This is a genomic window from Rhizobium sp. 768_B6_N1_8, assembly GCF_051811225.1.
Lineage (GTDB): Bacteria > Pseudomonadota > Alphaproteobacteria > Rhizobiales > Rhizobiaceae > Rhizobium.
The window spans coordinates 1,878,511-1,893,139 of sequence record NZ_JBPWPV010000002.1 but is presented as its reverse complement, the minus strand read 5'-3'; the positions used below and the strand labels follow the sequence as shown (position 1 = coordinate 1,893,139).

General features: G+C 60.1%; 14 protein-coding genes. 11 read left to right on the top strand and 3 right to left on the bottom strand.

The annotated features are described in order from the left end of the window. Complete coding sequence (locus AB8B33_RS32985; RefSeq protein WP_113321115.1) at window positions 1-729, top strand: SDR family oxidoreductase; 729 nt, start codon at window positions 1-3, stop codon at window positions 727-729. Between the two features lie 167 nt (window positions 730-896). After that, window positions 897-2,531 (top strand): FGGY-family carbohydrate kinase, encoded by a 1,635-nt coding sequence (locus AB8B33_RS32980; protein ID WP_439018588.1) that lies wholly within the window; start codon window positions 897-899, stop codon window positions 2,529-2,531. A 27-nt stretch (window positions 2,532-2,558) separates the two neighbouring features. Here AB8B33_RS32980 and AB8B33_RS32975 read toward each other — a convergent pair whose 3' ends face one another. Next, entirely contained in the window at window positions 2,559-3,455 is an 897-nt protein-coding gene (locus AB8B33_RS32975; RefSeq protein ID WP_439018587.1) for a helix-turn-helix domain-containing protein, read from the bottom strand. Window positions 3,456-3,758: 303 nt separating this feature from the next. Between AB8B33_RS32975 and AB8B33_RS32970 the strand changes: the two genes are divergently transcribed. Then, window positions 3,759-5,210, top strand: a complete 1,452-nt coding sequence (locus AB8B33_RS32970; protein ID WP_439018586.1) for an aldehyde dehydrogenase — start codon at window positions 3,759-3,761, stop codon at window positions 5,208-5,210. 25 nt (window positions 5,211-5,235) lie between these two features. Here AB8B33_RS32970 and AB8B33_RS32965 read toward each other — a convergent pair whose 3' ends face one another. Together AB8B33_RS32965 and AB8B33_RS32960 are read right to left on the bottom strand one after the other, a co-directional pair. Further along, window positions 5,236-5,472 carry a hypothetical protein gene (locus AB8B33_RS32965; protein WP_439018585.1) on the bottom strand — a complete coding sequence of 79 codons (237 nt, stop codon included), beginning with the start codon at window positions 5,470-5,472 and terminating at the stop codon, window positions 5,236-5,238. Between the two features lie 59 nt (window positions 5,473-5,531). Then, window positions 5,532-5,774: a DUF982 domain-containing protein gene (locus AB8B33_RS32960; RefSeq protein WP_007819632.1), complete on the bottom strand. Its 243-nt coding sequence runs from the start codon at window positions 5,772-5,774 to the stop codon at window positions 5,532-5,534. A 260-nt stretch (window positions 5,775-6,034) separates the two neighbouring features. Here AB8B33_RS32960 and arfA point away from each other — a divergent pair, with 260 nt between their 5' ends. The 8 genes from arfA (at window position 6,035) to AB8B33_RS32920 (ending at window position 14,554) form a co-directional block, all read left to right on the top strand. Continuing rightward, window positions 6,035-7,555 (top strand): arabinosylfuranosidase ArfA, encoded by a 1,521-nt coding sequence (gene arfA / locus AB8B33_RS32955; RefSeq protein ID WP_439018584.1) that lies wholly within the window; start codon window positions 6,035-6,037, stop codon window positions 7,553-7,555. A 62-nt stretch (window positions 7,556-7,617) separates the two neighbouring features. Beyond that, window positions 7,618-8,703, top strand: coding sequence for an ABC transporter ATP-binding protein (locus AB8B33_RS32950; protein WP_439018583.1), 1,086 nt, complete (start codon window positions 7,618-7,620; stop codon window positions 8,701-8,703). Window positions 8,704-8,845: 142 nt separating this feature from the next. Continuing rightward, complete coding sequence (locus AB8B33_RS32945; protein ID WP_439018582.1) at window positions 8,846-10,114, top strand: ABC transporter substrate-binding protein; 1,269 nt, start codon at window positions 8,846-8,848, stop codon at window positions 10,112-10,114. A gap of 100 nt (window positions 10,115-10,214) precedes the next feature. Then, complete coding sequence (locus AB8B33_RS32940; protein WP_113321133.1) at window positions 10,215-11,048, top strand: carbohydrate ABC transporter permease; 834 nt, start codon at window positions 10,215-10,217, stop codon at window positions 11,046-11,048. A gap of 1 nt (window position 11,049) precedes the next feature. Next, window positions 11,050-11,874: a carbohydrate ABC transporter permease gene (locus AB8B33_RS32935; protein WP_113321107.1), complete on the top strand. Its 825-nt coding sequence runs from the start codon at window positions 11,050-11,052 to the stop codon at window positions 11,872-11,874. A 165-nt stretch (window positions 11,875-12,039) separates the two neighbouring features. Next, window positions 12,040-12,963, top strand: coding sequence for an ArsR/SmtB family transcription factor (locus AB8B33_RS32930; RefSeq protein ID WP_113321106.1), 924 nt, complete (start codon window positions 12,040-12,042; stop codon window positions 12,961-12,963). Window positions 12,964-13,189: 226 nt separating this feature from the next. Next, window positions 13,190-13,990: a GNAT family N-acetyltransferase gene (locus tag AB8B33_RS32925; RefSeq protein ID WP_439018581.1), complete on the top strand. Its 801-nt coding sequence runs from the start codon at window positions 13,190-13,192 to the stop codon at window positions 13,988-13,990. Window positions 13,991-14,086: 96 nt separating this feature from the next. Continuing rightward, window positions 14,087-14,554, top strand: coding sequence for an MEKHLA domain-containing protein (locus AB8B33_RS32920; RefSeq protein WP_439018580.1), 468 nt, complete (start codon window positions 14,087-14,089; stop codon window positions 14,552-14,554). Window positions 14,555-14,629: the final 75 nt, after the last annotated feature.

Genomic DNA, 14,629 nt, shown 5'->3' with positions numbered 1-14,629 from the left:
ATGACTGATCTCATGAAGGGCAAGGTTGCCGCCATCACCGGTGCGGCATCGGGCATCGGGCTGGAATGCGCCCGCACCCTGCGTGCCGAAGGAGCAATCGTCGTTCTTATCGATCGTGCCAAGGACAGGCTCGAGGCCCTCTGCAAGGAGATCGGTGAGGGCGCCCTGCCGCTTGTCGTCGATCTTCTCGATGGCCCGCAGGTCTCCGGTATGCTGCCGCGTATTCTGGAATTGGCCGGCAGGCTCGATATCTTCCACGCCAATGCCGGCGCCTATATTGGTGGCCCGGTCGCCGACGGCGATCCGGATGCCTGGGACCGGGTGCTCAACCTCAACATCAATGCGGCCTTCCGCTCGGTCCATGCGGTGCTGCCGCATATGATCGCTCAGAAGTCCGGGGATATCCTGTTTACGAGTTCGATCGCCGGCGTGGTGCCCGTCGTCTGGGAGCCGATCTACACCGCCTCGAAATTTGCCGTTCAGGCCTTCGTCCACTCGACCCGCCGCCAGGTCGCCCAGCATGGCGTGCGTGTCGGCGCGGTGCTGCCCGGACCGGTCGTTACCGCGCTCCTGGATGACTGGCCGAAAGCCAAGATGGAAGAGGCGCTGGCCAATGGCAGCCTGATGCAGCCAAAGGAAGTGGCCGACGCCGTGCTCTTCATGCTGTCACGGCCACGTAACGTCACTGTGCGCGATCTGGTGATCCTGCCGAACAGCGTCGACCTCTGAGAGTTTGACAGGTCCCGTTGCGGATTGCTCTAGAGCAATTCCAGCAAGAATGCGTAGCGGTCTTGCGTCCGCAATTGCATGAAAACAAAGAGATAGAGCGTTTCCGCGATTCGAGGAAAGATGGAAATGCTCTGGAACCCTGATACTGCCGATTTGAACGAGAGATCATGAGCGACACTTCACACACGTCATCAGCGGGTGCCAAACATGTCATCGGCGTCGATGTCGGTACAGGCAGCGCCCGCGCCGGCCTCTTCGACCTCGATGGCCTGATGCTCGCATCCGCCAAGCGGGATATCACGCTGTTTCATGAAGCCGGCTCCATCGTCGAGCAGTCGAGTACGGAAATCTGGACGGCCGTCTGCGCTTGCGTCCGCGAGGTCGTCGCCGCAAGCGGTATCGATCCGACTTCGGTCGCTGGCCTGGGGTTTGACGCCACCTGTTCGCTCGTCGTGCTCGGCGAGGCTGGCCGGCCGCTGCCCGTCGGTCCCTCGGAAGACCCGAACCGGGATATCATCGTCTGGATGGACCATCGCGCCGTCCCGCAGGCGGAGCGTATCAACGCGCTCGGCCATGAAGTGCTGCGCTATGTCGGTGGTCGTATCTCCCCCGAGATGGAAACGCCGAAGCTGCTCTGGCTGAGGGAAAGGCGGCCGCAGGTCTTCGATGCGGCCTGGCAATTCTTCGATCTGGCGGATTTCCTGACATGGCGGGCGACCGGCGATCTCGCGCGTTCCACCTGTACCGTCACCTGCAAATGGACCTATCTCGCCCATGAGAAGCGCTGGGATGCGACCTACTTTCATGAGATCGGCCTCGGCGCATTGGCCGACGAAGGTTTTGCCCGCATCGGCCAGTCGATCGTCGAGCCCGGCTCGCCGCTCGGTCAGGGCCTGACCGCGGCGGCCGCCGGTGAACTCGGCCTCGTTCCGGGAACGGCTGTCGCCGCGGGGCTGATCGATGCCCATGCTGGCGGCATCGGAACCGTTGGTATCGGCGCCGGTCCGCGGGCCAATCTCGGCTACGTCTTCGGCACGTCGTCCTGCACCATGACATCAACCGTCGAACCGGCCTTCGTTCCGGGCGTCTGGGGTCCCTACTATTCTGCCATGGTGCCAGGCATGTGGTTGAACGAGGGTGGTCAGAGTGCTGCGGGTGCGGCGATCGAACAGCTCTTGTCCTTCCATCCCGCCGCCAGCGAGGCAAAGGAATTGTCGAAGCGCAGCGGCGTTCCGCTGCCGGTCCTTCTGGCTGACATGGCCGCGCAAAAGGCAGGGTATTCTTCCGATGCCGTCAGACTCGTCGCAGGCCTGCATGTCGTTCCCGAATTCCTCGGCAATCGCGCGCCCTTCGCCGATCCGCACGCCCGCGCCGTGATTGCCGGTCTCGACATGGAGAGGGGTCTCGACAGTCTGGTCTCGCTCTATGTCGCAGGCCTCTGCGGCATCGGCTATGGCCTGAGACAGATCATCGACACGCAGGCTGATGCCGGCGTCACCATCGAGAACATCGTCATCAGCGGGGGTGCTGGCCAGCATGATTTCGTCCGTCAGATGCTTGCCGATGCGAGCGGCAAACCGGTGATCGCGACGAAGGCGGAGGAACCCGTCCTGCTGGGTGCTGCGATCCTTGGCGCCGTCGCTGGCGGGCTGTTTAGCGATATGCGTGAAGCAATGACGAAACTCTCGGCCGCCGAAGAGACCTACAAGCCGGCGCAAGGTGCGATCGCTGATCGTCACGCAAAGCGCTACGAGGGCTTCAAGCAGCTCCAGGCGCTGACGCGTGAGTTGCGGACGTTCTGAACGGCCGTCGCCTCAATCGCGAGTGCCTCACGGCCAGGCGGCAAAGGATGGGGCGAGGCCTTTCTGTGACTGCTCGGCGATCTTGCGCCGGTAGGCGCCGGGCGGTTCGCCGACGCGGCTCTTGAAGAAGCGGCTGAAATAGCCCGGATCGCGAAAGCCGAGCCCGAAGCCGATCTGCTCGACGGATTGCTCCGATTGCCCAAGCCGCAGCTTTGCTTCGGCGATCAGCCTTTCATGGATCAGTTCCATCGGGCTTCGTCCGGTGCCGGAAATGCAGGCCCGATGCAGGTGGTCATAGGTGATGCCCATGGCGCGGGCGATATCGGTGATCGCCGGCTGTTCGCGGAAACGCAATTCGACGATCTGCCTGAACCGCTGCAAGGTGGTCGCCCCTGTGCCTGACGTCCTCGTCGGGGCCGATGCCCCTGAGGCCCGCCATATCAGCAGCAGCAGCACGGAAAAATAGGCGCCGACAAGCGCTGTCCCGCCGGGTCGTTGGTCCCGTGCCTCCTGCGTCATGACCTCGAAGGCACGACCGATATCGCCTGCACGCCCCGCTAGATTTTCGTTCTGAGCCAAGACTACGCGTTCGATCATATCGTGCAACTGCACGGCGGCCGGGCTGTCGCCGACCGTTCTGCCGACAAAGCCTTCGGCCGCCGAGAGCATCGCCCCCTCGCTGCCGGCGGCAAGAACGAAAGCCCCCGAAATCCGCCGCGGCAGCCAAACTGCTGCAGGTGCCGAAAGCGTAAGCCCCGCCTGCCCATCGATGGAAAGGCTCGCTCTGCCCCGCGAGACAAAAAAGGCCTGATAGAAGGGACGGTTGCCGTGGGCGTCAAGGCTCCAGGTCTGGCTGCCGAGGCCGGCGGAAATCATCGATGCAGTGACCGACAGGGCCGGCATATCGAGCAACTTTTCCGCCATCATGAACTCCGGGCGCACAACCGGCCGGGCGATCGCATGCCAAGCGGGAATCTGAAAAACTTGCGAAAAAGTACAATAAACTGCCAGGAAAATCCATTCATTTCGCCGATGGATTGGTTCCTACTGGATCCTGAGGAGCGCCTGAGTTCAGGCGATATGGGCGAGGATCTTCCAATGAAAGACGTCGATCTCCCGGCGTGACCGCGGGATTTGCATGACTCCCGGCGGATGCCGGAAACCAGCAGACATCATCGCGCCAACCCTTTGGGAGGGAAATCAGGCGCATATCTGAAAGGGAACGAGATGGTTGACCTGATGCTTCTCATTGGCGGCCGTGCCATGCCGGCTTCGGACGGCGCGACTTTCGAACGGCTGAACCCGATTACCGGTCAGCTTGCGACGAAGGCGGCCGCCGCAACGCTGGAAGATGCGCATGCAGCGGTTGCCGCTGCGGCCGCGGCCTTTCCGGGCTGGTCGGCGCTTGCACCGACAGAGCGGCGCAAGCGCCTTTCGAAGGCAGCCGACCTCTTGGATTCCCGCACCGGCGAATTCATCGCCGCCATGGCCGAGGAAACGGGAGCGACAGCCGCCTGGGCGGGCTTCAACGTCTATCTCGCCGCCAATATGCTGCGTGAAGCCGCCGCCATGTGTACTCAGATCACCGGCGAAGTGATCCCCTCGGACAAGCCCGGCCTGTTGGCGATGGCCGTGCGCCAGCCGGCCGGTGTCGTCCTTGGCATTGCACCCTGGAACGCGCCCGTCATTCTCGGCGTGCGCGCCGTCGCCCTGCCGCTTGCCTGCGGCAACACGGTCGTCCTCAAGGCGTCCGAGCTTTGCCCGAAGACGCATCATCTGATCGGCGAGACATTGCGCGAAGCGGGCCTCGGCGACGGTGTCGTCAATGTGCTCACGAATGCACCCGCCGATGCTGCATCCATCGTCGAAAAGCTGATCGCCCACCCGGCCGTGCGCCGTGTCAATTTCACCGGCTCGACCCGCGTCGGCCGGATCATCGCCGAGGTCTCCGCCCGCCATTTGAAACCCGTGCTGCTGGAGCTTGGCGGTAAGGCGCCCTTCGTCGTGCTCGATGATGCCGATATCGGCGAATCCGTGAAAGCCGCTGCCTTCGGTGCCTTCATGAACCAGGGGCAGATCTGCATGTCGACCGAGAGGATCGTCGTCGACGAGGCGGTGGCCGACGAGTTTGCCGATCAGTTCGCCCGCAAGGCCTCGACGCTGGTTGCCGGCGATCCGCGCCAGAGCAATTCGCCGCTCGGCTCGATGATCGGCCTCGATGCGGTTGAACGCGTCAACGGCCTGATCGAGGATGCAGTATCCAAAGGCGCCCGCCTGCTTGCGGGGGGCCGTGCGATCGGGACATTGATGGACGCCACGGTGCTTGACCACGTGACACCGTCGATGCGGATCTATGGAGAGGAAAGCTTCGGTCCGGTGGCCTGCATGGTACGCGTGCGCGGTATCGATGAGGCGGTCCGTGTTGCCAATGATACGGAATATGGCCTGTCCGCCGCCGTCTTCGGAAGGGATGCCGCCCGCGCCATGGAGGTCGCAAGACGGATTGAAAGCGGCATCTGCCATGTGAACGGCCCGACCGTGCATGACGAGGCACAGATGCCCTTCGGCGGCGTGAAGGCCTCCGGTTATGGCCGCTTTGGCGGCAAGGCCGGCATCAACGAATTCACCGACCTCAGGTGGATGACGGTGGCATCGCAGCCCGGGCACTATCCGATCTGACACCGGCCGGCCGGTCTGGCAGGCCTCAGATGCGATGGCACACCGTCACCAAATTCGTGCGCGGAATGTAGCGGTATTCGACGATCATATCCGTGCAATCGAGATGCCGTCGCTGCACATAGCGTGCACGAATGACCGGCTTCGGTCGATGCTTGGCGACATGGGATCGTTCATAACCTTGGATCATGTCGGCAGATAGGGCAGGGCCTGTCCAAATGGCGGTCACGACCAAGGTCAGTGACGATATTAGCAAGGCGCGCATGCAGTCTCCTTCCTCAGAAATATGGGTGGACGCGGCATGTGCGCGTCCGCCCCTCGGGCTCAATGGGTGGTTAGTCTTGCTTCTGCTGCCGCCGCGAGAAAATCTTCCCTTGCCGTTTCCAGGCTAACGCGTCCCTCGACTGCGCCTTTGCATGCATTGCTTGCCCTGACGAATTTCGCTCCCGTGCGCCGCGGCCACATGTCGTGGAGATAGATGAGTGCGTCGAACGGGCCTCTGACGGTCCGGGATCCGGCATTGTCGAACTCGATTTCGACCGGCTCGCTCCATTTTGCATTTGGCATCTGTTCTTCCTCCTCCTGTCGCGAGCGCCAAAACGTTGCGGAGCAGAATTTGTTCCCGCGCCAGAGGCTGGTTGGTTAATCGCGGCTTTAACGACCCGGCGGAGACCGACGATTGGGCCTGAAACGCCTGGTTTCTCACGGATTCCTTTGATCTTTCGCCATACTAAAACTGATTTTTGGATATTAAACAAAATACTTGATTAAAAAAATCTCTCAGAATAGCTTGCTCAAAAATCAAATTCAATAAACGAGGAACATCAATGCGGGCTAAAGCGACCCTGAACAGGGAATTCACCATCTCGACCGTCGATAAGCGCGTCTATGGCTCCTTCTTGGAGCATATGGGCCGCGCCGTTTACACCGGTATTTATGAGCCGGGTCACGAAAAAGCTGATAAAGACGGTTTCCGTACCGACGTTCTTGATATGGTGCGCGATCTCGATATGCCGATCGTCCGCTATCCGGGCGGCAATTTCGTTTCGGCCTATCATTGGGAGGATGGCATCGGCCCGCGCGACCAGCGTCCGACGCGTCTCGATCTTGCCTGGCGGACCCGCGAGACCAACCAGATGGGCGTCAACGAATTTGCCGACTGGTCGAAGCTCGCCAAGACCGAGATGATGCTCGCCATGAACCTCGGTTCGCGCGGCCTGAATGACGCTCGCAATTTCCTGGAATATTGCAACCATCCGGGCGGCACCTACTGGAGCGACCTGCGCGCCAAGCACGGATACAAGGACCCGCACAATGTCCGCATCTGGTGCCTCGGCAATGAGATGGACGGCCCCTGGCAGGTCGGTCACAAGACCGCAACGGAATATGGTCTGCTTGCCAACGAAGTCAGCAAGGCCTTCAAATATTTCGACAAGACGCTCGAAACCGTGGTCTGCGGCTCGTCGAACGACAAGATGAAGACCTATCCCGAATGGGAGGCACAGGTTCTCGATGCGAGCTATGACAGCGTCGATTACATCTCGCTGCACAAATATTTCGGCAACGAGGAAAACGACACGCTGAACTACTATGCCAAGGCGATCGAACTCGACCGCTACATCGTCACGATCGGCGGCGTCATCGATTACATCAAGGCGAAGAAGCGCTCCAAGCGCGACGTGAAGATCTGCTTCGACGAATGGAACGTCTGGTATCACGACCGCAAGGAAGACGATCAGCGCTACAAGAACTGGGACTGGCCGGAAGCGCCGCCGCTGCTCGAAGAGCTCTATAATCTCGAGGATGCGATCTTCATCGCCTCGCTGATCAACGTCTTCATCCGCCGCTCCGACCGCGTCAAGATCGCCTGCATGGCGCAGCTCGTCAACGTCATCGCCCCGATCCTGACCAAGGCCGGAGGCCCGGCCTGGCGCCAGTCGATCTACTATCCGCTGCAGTTCGCATCGAAGTATGGCCGCGGCACGGCGCTGACGGTTTCGGCCTCCGGTCCGACCTATGATTGCGATGTCGCGCAGGACGTTCCCTATCTCGATCTTTCGGCCGTGCTGCAGGAGGATGGCAAGAGCATCGCGCTCTTTGCGATCAACCGCAGCCTCGATGAGGCGATCGATCTCGATGTTGCCCTGCAGGGCTTCAAAGGCGGGAAGGTCATCCAGCATCACACGATGGCGGGCGAAGACCTCAAGGCGCGCAACTCCGTCGAGGATCAGAACCGTATCGTGCCGACGGCAGGATCCGGCCTCCAGGTCACCGACGAGGGCAGGCTCACCGGAGCGCTGCCGGCGAAATCCTATCATTTCATCCTGCTCTCCGTCGCTTCGGCGTGAGTTGATCGCCATCGGGGCAGCGGAGGAGGCTGCCCCGTCTGGAGTGTCCATCGGGAGGATATATGTCTGGGATAAAACTGACTGACGTCAGGAAGTCGTTCGGGGCCTTCGCGGTCATCCACGGCGTCGATATCGAGATCGAGCAGGGTGAGTTTGCCGTTTTCGTCGGCCCTTCCGGCTGCGGGAAATCGACGCTTTTGAGGATGATTGCGGGGCTCGAGGAAACGAGCGGCGGGCAGATCAGCATCGAGAATGAAGACGTCACGCACAGGGAAGCATCGAAGCGCGGCGTTGCCATGGTCTTCCAGTCCTACGCGCTCTATCCGCATCTTTCCGTCTTCGAAAACATGGCGTTTAGCCTGTCGATCGCCAAGCGTCCGAAGGCGGAGATTCAAGAGAAGGTGAAGGCGGCCGCCGATATCCTTCGCCTTGGCGATTATCTCCAGCATAAGCCGAGCCAGCTTTCCGGCGGCCAGCGCCAGCGCGTGGCGATCGGCCGTGCCATCGTACGCGAGCCGCGGGTCTTCCTGTTCGACGAGCCGCTGTCCAACCTCGATGCCGAACTGCGCGTGAAAATGCGCATGGAGATCGCCCGCCTGCACCGGCAGATCGGAGCGACCATGGTCTACGTCACCCATGACCAGGTCGAGGCGATGACGCTTGCCGACAAGATCGTCGTGCTGAAGGAGGGCATCGTCCAGCAGGTCGGGGCTCCCTTGGAGCTCTATCGCGATCCGCGGAACATGTTTGTCGCCGGTTTCATCGGTTCGCCGGGCATGAACTTCCTGAAGGGCAAGGTCATCGGCGCCGGACAGGGCTTTGCCCGCGTCGAGCTCGATGACGCGCCGGGCCAGGCTTTCGACCTGCCGACGCGCAGCCCTGTTGCAAATGGTGCTGCGATCAATGTCGGCGTCCGGCCCGAACATATCGGGCTCGGTGCCGGTGATACCGGCCTGACACTGCCCGTGACCGCCGAATTCACCGAGGAGCTTGGCGGCACCGGATATCTTCACGTGCTGACCGCAACCGATGCGGAGATGACTGTCGAGTGCCGCGAAAGCAGGCCCCAGCCGAAGGAGAAGATCAGCCTCTCTCTGAGAGTGCCTGAGATGCTGGCTTTCGATGCCGAAGGCAGAAGGCTCAGCTGATTGAACGGGTCCGGAGCTTGAGATCCGGAGACCGGAAAGGAATGCAGGAGATCTTGATCGCGCGCCTTTGGAGGAGGCTCGCGGCAAAAGTCAGCCCGAGACGCGGGATGATCCCAACCCATGCTTTAGAGGAGGAACAAACGTGAGAAAACTCTTAAAACTTGCCGTTTCGGCGGCCATCGCATTGCTGCCCTCGGCAGCCGCATTCGCGCAGACGGACATTACTTGGTGGGATTTTTTGAGCGGCGGCGACGGCGTGCGCATGAAGGCGCTCATCAAGGAATTCAACGACACCCATCCCGACATCAGGATCAATGCCACAACGCTCGAATGGGGCGTGCCCTTCTACACCAAGGTGCAAACGTCTGCTGCCGTTGGCCAGCAGCCCGACATCATGACCTATCATATGTCGCGTTATCCGCTGGCCGTGCCGACCGGCATCCTGCGTCCCTTCACGGATGAGGAACTGGCTTCCGCCGGCATCAAGAAGGAAAACTATGTCGATGCAGCCTGGAAGCAGGCGACCTTCGACAACAAGGTCTACGGCATTCCCTTCGACGTCCATTCGATCGTTCTCTATTACAACAAGAACATCCTGAAGGAAGCCGGCTTGCTCGGCGACGACGGCCTGCCGAAGGGTCTCGACGGTCTCGACAATTTCAATGCTGCGCTCGACAAGATCAAGGCGACGGGCAAGGTGGAATATCCGCTGTCGCTGCACACGGATGAAGGCGGTTCCATGTGGCGCGTCTTCTATACGCTTCTCTCTCAGCAGGGCGCCAAGTTTATCGACGGTGACCAGATCCTGCCGGGCGATGCCGGCGTAAAGGCGCTGAAGACCATGGCGAACTGGGTCTCCTCAGGCTATTCGCCGAAGCTGATTTCCTATGAAGCCTCAATCGCGCTCTTCACCTCGGGCAAGGCTGCGATGCACGTCAACGGCGTCTGGGAAGTGCCGACGATGGCCGACCTCGCAAAGAAGGGTGAGCTCGGCTTCGAATGGGGGGCTATCGAAATCCCGAACCTGTTGGGGACGCAGGCCACCTGGGCGGACTCGCATTCCTTCGCCGTTCCAAACAGCGAGAGCAAGCCGATCACGCCTGAAAAGCTGAAAGCCGTGCTGCAGACCATCGCCTGGATGAACGAGCATAGCATCTCCTGGGCAAGTGCTGGCCATATCCCCGCTTACAAGCCGGTGACGGACAGCAAGGAATTCAAGGAAATGCAGCCGAACGCCACCTATGCGAAGCTTGCCGATACCGCCGTCTTCGACCCGGTCTCCAAGCTCGCGGGTGTTGCCGGCCCGATCTACGAGGCAACGCAGAACTTCGTGGTTCCCGCACTCAACGGTCAGCTCGATCCGGAGGATGCGATCGAACAGATGCGCGAAGAGCTGCAGAGCCAGCAGTGAGAAGATGCTGGCCGGAGCCTGTCTCCGGCCAGCCCTTCGTCCAGGGAGATGATCTGTGGTCAATACTGAAAAGCGACGCAAGACGCTGACGGCGATCGTCATGATCGCGCCGTTCCTGATCGCCTATGCGATCGTCTTTGCCTATCCGGTCTACAAGATGTTCGCCTTGAGCTTTACCGACGCCCCGCTCGTCGGCGAGGGGCAATGGGTGGGCTTCGCCAATTATGTGAGGCTCTTCCACCAGAAGCTCTTCTATACTTCGGTCTGGAACACCGGCTATTTCGTCGTGCTGACGGTCATCCCGAACACGTTGATCGGCCTCGGGCTGGCGCTGATGGTCGTGCGCCTGAAAGGCTGGGTGCAGAGCCTGGTGCTGGTGCTCTTCTTCATCCCTTATATTCTTCCGGTTTCCGTTGTCACCCAGATCTGGAAATGGGTCCTCGACCAGCAATTCGGGATCGCGCAATTCCTCATCGAGGCCTTCACAGGCGGGCGGGTCAGTGTGTTCCGTGATCCGATCTGGGCGATGCCGATGGTGGCGCTCGTGACAGTGTGGTGGACCAACGGCTTCAACCTGCTGCTTTTCATTGCCGGCCTGCGCAACATTCCCCACGACTATTATGAGGCGGCGATGCTCGATGGCGCGACGCGCTGGCAATGCTTCAAGCGCATCACTTGGCCGCTGATCTGGCCGGTGACCGCGCTGGTGCTGACATTGCAGCTCATCCTGCAGCTCAAGATCTTTGACCAGGTCTATCTCTTGACCGAGGGCGGGCCGTTCAATTCCACCTATGTGCTCTTGCAGCTCGTCTATCGCGAGGCCTTCCGATCGAACCATGGCGGTCTCGGCTCTGCTGTCGCGGTGATCCTGTTCATCATCATCGTCGTCGTCTCGGTGCTGCAATATCAGCTCCTGCGTGTGCGGGAGCGCTGAGATGCCCGGCAAGACAATCGGCAACGCGCTGCTTCTGATCCTCACGCTGGTGATCGCCTGCACCTGGGCTTTCCCGATCTATTGGGCGATCGTGACATCCATCAAGCCGGAACAGGATGTGGTCAACAAGACAACCCTTTTCCCTGACGTCTTCAATTTCTCGGCCTATTACTACGCACTCTTCGAGACGAAGCTTTCGACATGGTATTTGAACTCCATCGTCACCTCGGTGAGCGTGACCGTCGTCGTCATCTTCATCAGCGTCATGTGCGCCTATGCGCTGTCGCAGATCGTCTTTCCCGGCCGCAAGCTTCTCTACGGCATCATCCTGGCAAGTTTCATGGTGCCCTCGCAGGCGCTCGTCATTTCGCAGTTCGTGCTGATGCACAAGCTGAACCTGATCAATACCTGGGGCGGCATCATCCTGCCGCAGCTGATCGTTCCCGTGGTCGTCATCGTCTACAAACAGTTCTTCGATTCCGTGCCGAAGGAACTGCGCGAGGCGGCCAAACTCGATGGCTGCGGCGAATTCCAGATCCTGTTCAAGCTCTATCTGCCGCTGAACTGGGGGATTACCACGGCACTTGCCATCATCACCTACATCATGGCGTGGAACGCTTTCCTGTGGCCGTTCCTCGTGACCAACTCCGACGACATGATGACGATCACGGTTGGCATTACCCAGACGAGAGATGCCTTCGGCGTCAAATATGCGCGCGATATGGCGGTGGCGATCCTTGCCGCCATGCCGGTCGCCGTCGCCTACCTCCTGTTCCAGAAACGCGTAACGCAGGCCCTGATGCTGTCATCGGGCATCAAGGGATAGGTGCATGAGAGATTTGCTTCCGGGCCGAGGTGAGAAGGCCCAGCCGGTCCGCGAGAGCTCTCCCGAGGCGCGGACCGGCGTCACGAAAAAGAGCGGCGACATCGGACATGACGCCGTGATATCAGCTGAAACCAGCAAGAAAGACTGGAGAACCAGTATTAAAGTATGGAGACGAAACTTCTAACCGTCGATCCGATGAGGGACGTTGACGTCGTCCAGGCTCTCGGCTCTCCGACGCGTATCGAAATCCTCAACCTGCTGCGCCAGAAGGGGCCGCTGAATGTCAACGACATTGCGGCGCAGATGCGCTTGCCGCAATCGACGACGGCAACCAATCTGAAGTCGCTCGAGCAGGCCGGCCTCATCCAGACCCAGACGATGAAGGCGACGAAGGGAAATCAGAAGGTCTGCTCCAGCATCTACGATGAAATCCTGATCCGCTTCGATACCAACGGCACCAAGGCGAGCGAGGATGTGGTCACCGTCAGCATGCCGATCGGCCTCTTCACCGAATTCGACGTGGGCGCCCCCTGCGGCCTCTGTTCGGTCAACAACGTCATCGGCATGCTCGACGTGCAGGAGGTTTTCCTCGATCCGCAGCGCATGCAGGCGGCATTGCTCTGGTTTACCCGGGGTTACGTCGAATACAAGTTTCCCAACAACGCCAAGGTCTCCGGCAAGAAGATCCGCAAGGTGGAATTCTCGGCCGAACTGAGCTCCGAGACGCCGGCCACGAATGCCAACTGGCCTTCCGACATTTCGATCTGGGTCAATGGCATCAAGGCCGGGCACTGGACCTCACCCGGCGATTTCGGCGACCGGCGCGGCATGTATTCGCCCTCCTGGTGGAAACTGTCCGGCTCGCAATACGGCAAGCTCAAGACGTGGACGATCGACGAGACCGGCACCTGGATCGATGGCGCCATGGTTTCGACCCAGACCATAGCCTCGCTGCGCATACCCGATCACCACTCGATCCGCTTTCGCATCGGCATCGACGAAAAGGCCGACAATCCAGGTGGGATGAACCTCTTTGGCAAGGGGTTTGGTGATTTCGACCAGGATCTGGTCATGTCGATCTATTTCTGACGGACGATAACGCACGACGATTGCCGCAACAGTTTGCGGCGCAATGGAACAGCCTGGCTACGTTCTCGATGGCTACCCTTAACCTCTTTTAACCGGCCTCCACTTTATTCGTGAATGCGATGCAGGTTATCTCGACGCCCGCGAGACCACTCCTGAAAGGGACAGGGAAATCCGCCAGGGCTTGCGCAGCGGCTCTCAGTGGCCCGTCATTTAAAGAGGAAACAAATTGAGTATTTCAAGCGACAGAATTTCCTGGGAAGAGATGATCGAGGCCAAGGCTTTCATTGATCTGGCCAGGATCACACCCCAGCCCTTTAAAGAGAGCGTCGAGTTTGCCTGCATGCCGGTGGGCACCGGCTGCGCCATTTCGCTGCCCACGGCTCCCGCCGTTGGTCTCAATCGCGTTTTTGCCTTGAATGACAGGGACGAACTCAATCTCGCATTCGAATGGATGAAGACCAAAACAGGCAGGCGGCATGTCCAGATCCGCGAAACCTTTGCCGCCAATGCGCTGCGTGGCTGGATACTGGATCACGGACTGGTCGAGAACGGTGCCTGGATGAAACTCACGCGGCCTGCCCCATCCGCTCCGCTTGCAATCGAAGGACCTGTGCACACGCGCTTGGCCGGTATCGATGACGCGCCGATTTTCGGCAGGCTGATGTGCACAGGCTTTGGTTTTCCGACGGAGCTTGAGCCGTTGTGGTCATGCCTGGTCGGCAAGAAAGGCTGGGCCTGCTTCATTGCGGAATTGGAGGGAACGGCGATCGGAACCGGGGCGATGTTCGTGGAGGACGGATGCGCATGGCTGGGAGGCGGAACGACACTTGGTGAGTACCGGAACCGCGGCGCGCAAAAGGCGTTGATCAACGCTCGATTGAACGAGGGTCTCGCGCAGGGCGTTTCTCTCTTTGCCGTGGAGACGGCCGAACCTCAGGAAGATCAGCCGAACATCTCCTTCGCCAACCTGAAGAAGGCAGGCTTCAAGCCATCCTATATCCGCAAAAACTATCTCCTGCCGAACTAAGCTCTTCCCATCGGTGCGGATTGCCGCACCGATGCCATATGCCGTGACTAGATCGGAACAGGCTCGTGAAGCGGCCGCACCGGAGAAGGAAACGAGATGCAGTTGAACGGCGAATTGAACCCGAACGATCCCGAATTCTTTGAACTTCTCACTGGGAGCTTCCGGCGCCTTGTCGGCCGAGATCTTCTCCCGAGGGATCGGGGACCCGAGTGGCTCTACGGCGATGCCCCGTTTGTGGTCCTTGCCCACAATTCCGCGCCCGATCCCGTCTTTGTCTATGCCAATGGTGCAGCACAGAGGCGGTTCGGGTACAGCTGGAGCGAGTTCGTAAAGCTGCAATCCCGGTTGTCCGCTGGCCCAAGCGAGCGGTCAGAGCGTCAGGCGTTGCTCGATGCAGTGGCACGAAACGGGTTTATGGCGGGTTATCGTGGCTTGCGGGTGACGAAGTCGGGGAGCCGGTTCTGGATGGAAGACGGAATAGTCTGGCAGCTGCGGAACGCAGAAGGACAGGATTTCGGTCAGGCGGCGACATTCTCGCAGTGGGTTGAGATACCGCCCTCCTAAATCATCAATGGCGTTTGGCAATCATGCCGCGCTTCCCCGAACGAGTTGCGTTGATCTCCCGCTCAGCTGAGAAAC

Excerpts from the sequence above, each read along its gene's own strand:
- AB8B33_RS32985 (WP_113321115.1), top strand. The coding sequence starts at position 1 with ATGACTGATCTCATGAAGGGCAAGGTTGCCGCCATCACCGGTGCGGCA.
- AB8B33_RS32965 (WP_439018585.1), bottom strand. The coding sequence starts at position 5,472 with ATGCGCGCCTTGCTAATATCGTCACTGACCTTGGTCGTGACCGCCATT.
- AB8B33_RS32975 (WP_439018587.1), bottom strand. The coding sequence starts at position 3,455 with ATGGCGGAAAAGTTGCTCGATATGCCGGCCCTGTCGGTCACTGCATCG.
- AB8B33_RS32970 (WP_439018586.1), top strand. The coding sequence starts at position 3,759 with ATGGTTGACCTGATGCTTCTCATTGGCGGCCGTGCCATGCCGGCTTCG.
- AB8B33_RS32960 (WP_007819632.1), bottom strand. The coding sequence starts at position 5,774 with ATGCCAAATGCAAAATGGAGCGAGCCGGTCGAAATCGAGTTCGACAAT.
- AB8B33_RS32920 (WP_439018580.1), top strand. The coding sequence starts at position 14,087 with ATGCAGTTGAACGGCGAATTGAACCCGAACGATCCCGAATTCTTTGAA.
- AB8B33_RS32980 (WP_439018588.1), top strand. The coding sequence starts at position 897 with ATGAGCGACACTTCACACACGTCATCAGCGGGTGCCAAACATGTCATC.
- AB8B33_RS32935 (WP_113321107.1), top strand. The coding sequence starts at position 11,050 with ATGCCCGGCAAGACAATCGGCAACGCGCTGCTTCTGATCCTCACGCTG.
- AB8B33_RS32930 (WP_113321106.1), top strand. The coding sequence starts at position 12,040 with ATGGAGACGAAACTTCTAACCGTCGATCCGATGAGGGACGTTGACGTC.
- AB8B33_RS32940 (WP_113321133.1), top strand. The coding sequence starts at position 10,215 with ATGATCGCGCCGTTCCTGATCGCCTATGCGATCGTCTTTGCCTATCCG.
- AB8B33_RS32950 (WP_439018583.1), top strand. The coding sequence starts at position 7,618 with ATGTCTGGGATAAAACTGACTGACGTCAGGAAGTCGTTCGGGGCCTTC.
- arfA (WP_439018584.1), top strand. The coding sequence starts at position 6,035 with ATGCGGGCTAAAGCGACCCTGAACAGGGAATTCACCATCTCGACCGTC.